Source organism: Coprobacter sp., assembly GCF_982436375.1.
Window position 1 is genome coordinate 1 of record NZ_CEWDCG010000249.1, and the last position, 3645, is coordinate 3645.

At 34.9% G+C, this 3645-nt stretch carries 3 protein-coding genes; all 3 read left to right on the forward strand.

Annotation, left to right across the window (positions count from 1 at the left end; all coding sequences use genetic code 11):
- Positions 1–690 precede the first annotated feature (690 nt).
- The 3 genes from AC1WHX_RS11135 to AC1WHX_RS11145 all read left to right on the forward strand — a co-directional run bounded on the left by AC1WHX_RS11135 (position 691) and on the right by AC1WHX_RS11145 (position 3602).
- Positions 691–1434, forward strand: a complete 744-nt coding sequence (locus tag AC1WHX_RS11135; protein ID WP_147411963.1) for a hypothetical protein — start codon at positions 691–693, stop codon at positions 1432–1434.
- Positions 1431–2351: a tRNA (adenosine(37)-N6)-dimethylallyltransferase MiaA gene (gene miaA / locus AC1WHX_RS11140; protein WP_302545044.1), complete on the forward strand. Its 921-nt coding sequence runs from the start codon at positions 1431–1433 to the stop codon at positions 2349–2351. The genes AC1WHX_RS11135 and miaA overlap by 4 nt, the downstream gene beginning before the upstream one ends.
- Positions 2352–2555: 204 nt before the next feature.
- Positions 2556–3602 carry a phosphatase PAP2 family protein gene (locus AC1WHX_RS11145; protein ID WP_481229368.1) on the forward strand — a complete coding sequence of 349 codons (1047 nt, stop codon included), beginning with the start codon at positions 2556–2558 and terminating at the stop codon, positions 3600–3602.
- Positions 3603–3645: the final 43 nt, after the last annotated feature.

The window sequence follows — 3645 nt, forward strand, 5'->3', positions numbered from 1 at the left end:
ATGTTAATCTGCCAGATTATGTTGCATATTACATAAAAATACTGCATCTTAGCTTCGAGTTTAGCCTATAAGGATGTATAACAATTATGCTTCTTCTTCCTTGATTTGGTTAGGAGAAATAAAATTCTTCATTCGCTGTAAAAGTGCTATTCTACGTGTTAACTTGATAAAAATGACTTAGAGAAAGGTTGTTTAATAAATAATTTTATTGCCAGAGTAAATAAAAAGACTATACTTGAATATTTGAAGTTTCGTCTGTATTACCGGGAATATTAATTTTTTGAGCTCTCTGATAGTTGAAATATGAAACAAGAAAAATTGTTTAAGCATAGATATTTTTATTTGCAGTCAGCAGGTCTTTTGCCTCTTTTCCTGGTATCGTTAACCAATAATCATTTGACAGAGATTCATACGGTAAAACTGGCATTGTTTATAGGTTTGATTTGTCTATGTATCGAAATTTTTTACCGAATATTTTACCGACGATTTTTGCTTATGTTCGGAGTTTCAACTCTTACGTTGATCCAATTTGCTTCTTTGAAATTGCTTTTTTACAATTCCTTATTTCTTATTTCCAATACTGTTTTTTTAGGGATATTGCTTTTTATTAATATTTTGATCGTTCGAGGATTACATAGGATTTTACTTCATAGACATTCTCGTGGTTATTCACGCAAGGATCGCATAGTGATGGCGAATATAATGCATGAATTTATGTATATGTCCCGATTGTTGCTGTATGTGTTGAGTTTTTATTTGGCTGTCATGATTATATTCAATGCCTATTCACGCAATATGTATCCGGATATATACGTTTTTTTGAATTATCGTTTGAATCTTATTTTGATGGTGCTTTATTGGGTTTATGAGTGTATCCGGATTATTTTATTGAATAAAATGCTTTCTAAAGAAATATGGTTACCGATTATTAATGAATCTTTATCTGTTATCGGAAGAGTAGAAAAGCACGAGAGTTTCCGTCATGGGAATCGTTATCTTCATCCTCATCTGCGTGTCATCATTATGTGTGGTAATAGAATATATTTGCAACCGGGTCAAATAAAGGGAAGTTTATCGGGGCTTCATCTGGATACTCCAATATCTGAAGATTTGCGTTATGGAGAGACGCCTGATAAAGTGTTGAAAATAGCTACGGAAAAATATATTTCTGCGGAAAACCAGAATGTTCCGCGTAAAATATTGACGTCAAAGTTCAAAACCGATATCATGAATCGTGTAATTATGTTATATGTTTTGAATGTCTCCGATGAATCGTATGTCATTAATAAACCTCGTGGAGGAAAATTTTGGACGTCCGATCAGATTGATGCAGAATTGGGAAAAGGTGTGTTCAGTACCTGTTTTGAACAAGAGTATGAGCTTTTGAAGAATACGATTCTGCTTGCTTGGGAATATACTGAGAAAGAAAAATGAAATATATGTTTGATTTAGTAACGATATTAGGCCCTACAGCTTCTGGGAAAACTTCTTTGGCTGTTGCTTTGGCTGCTGATTTAAATACGGAAATTATAAGTGCGGATTCTCGACAGATTTATAGGCGTATGGATATCGGTACAGGAAAAGACCTGAAAGAGTATAAGTATAAAGATAAAGAAATCCCGTATCATTTGATTGATATTTGTGAACCGGGGTATAAATATAACCTTTATGAATATCAAAGAGACTTTAATGTAGTTTTTCAGGATTTGAGGACGAGAAAAAAATTCCCTATTTTATGTGGGGGAACAGGTCTTTATATAGAAACTGTCTTAAAAGGTTATAGCATGCCTCAGGTTCCTGAAAACAAAGAACTTCGTGAGAAGTTGAAGGACAAGACATTGACAGAGTTGACGTCCATATTGAAAACCTATAAGACTTTGCATAATACTACGGATGTAGATAGTTGTAAGCGGGCTGTAAGAGCTATAGAAATAGCCGAATTTTATAGAAATCAGCAACCGGAGGAGAGAAAAAACAAGCCATTGAACAGCTTTATCGTAGGAGTCGATATAGAAAGGGAAGCCCGTCGGAAAAAAATTTCTGAACGTTTGCGAATGAGGCTCGATTCGGGAATGGTGGATGAAGTGAGAGCTTTATTAAAAGAAGGAATCTCTCCAGATGATCTTATTTATTATGGCCTTGAATATAAATATCTGACAGAATATTTGGTAGGGAAATTTTCTTATGATGATATGATAAGTAAATTGGAAATCGCAATTCATCAATTTGCGAAAAGACAAATGACATGGTTCCGAGGAATGGAAAGGAGAGGTTTTTATATTTTTTGGTTAGATGCATTTTTACCTTTGGACGAAAAAATCATGAAAATTAAAGAACAACTGAAAAAATAGATACAGGGATATCCGGGCTATTCAGTAAAGAGAATGGAAAGTCAATCAAATGTTTAAGATGTCCCTGTACCTTTATATATAGTATTTATGGCTGTAAAACATTCCTATTTATAAATATGTTCGTCTGTATAGGGCAGTTTTTGTAGTAAAAAATATTATTTTTGCATCCGTTTGGATATAAATAAAATACAAATGGAAAATTGCATGAAGAAGGTATTTTTGTTTGTGATTTTTTTGAGTAGTTTCACAAGTGCTTATACTACAAATTTTTTGATTACAGACAGTGCACAAAATGTTCCCGTCAGATATTTGATTTCAAGGGAAACACCAGAAAAGATAAATCGTATAACAGATGCCAAATGGTTTCAGATGACCTATATTTCTGTTCCTTTAATTGTTACCGGCTCTTTGGTAGAAATGAAAAAAGAGCCTTTTAGGAGTTTAAGAAATGAATATGTCCCGTCATTTCATCATGGATATGATGATTATTTGCAGTATGTTCCTATATTTGCATTGGTCGGAATGAAAGCTGCTGGAGTTGAAAGTCGCAGCTCATGGGGAAGAATGTTGACTTCAGACGCTTTCTCTGCAGCTCTTATGGCTACGACTGTGAATGTTATGAAACTTGTTATAGATTCTCGGAGGCCTGACGGAACGGCTTTAAATTCTTTCCCTTCTGGGCATTCAGCAACGGCATTTATGGCTGCGACAATGTTTCATAAAGAATATGGCGTGCGTAGCCCGTGGTACAGCATAGGAGCATATACGGTGGCTACAGCAACCTCAGTTTCCCGATTATTGAATAATAGACATTGGGTATCTGATGTAATGGTAGGTGCGGGAATCGGAATTCTATCTACTGAATTAGGTTATTATTTTGCTGATTTAATATTTGGCAAGAAAGGACTTAGACACCCTCAATATGATTTTGATGTTACATATTCCGATATATCCTCTTTTTTAGGATTATATATGGGTTTTACAATGATGCCGCACCATATATCTCTTTCTCCGGAGATAAATTTCAATACCTCAACGGGAAGTACCGTAGGTGTGGAAGGTGCTTATTATATAACACCGTATGTGGGAGTCGGAGCTGAATTATTGGCAAGTAGTATCCCTATGAAAATACAGAGCGGATTGTCTGTGCCTTCTAATGCTCATTTAGAATCTGGAGCATTCAATACGATTACGACATCTTTGGGCGCATATTTTTCGTTACCGATTTCCAAACGCTGGTATTTAGCCTGAATAATTCATAGTCTCCACAAAAAAGAGAACGCCCTTCTTGTAT

Coding starts and splice junctions, on each gene's coding strand:
- AC1WHX_RS11135 (WP_147411963.1), top strand. CDS start 691: ATGGCGAATATAATGCATGAATTTATGTATATGTCCCGATTGTTGCTG.
- AC1WHX_RS11145 (WP_481229368.1), top strand. CDS start 2,556: ATGAAGAAGGTATTTTTGTTTGTGATTTTTTTGAGTAGTTTCACAAGT.
- miaA (WP_302545044.1), top strand. CDS start 1,431: ATGAAATATATGTTTGATTTAGTAACGATATTAGGCCCTACAGCTTCT.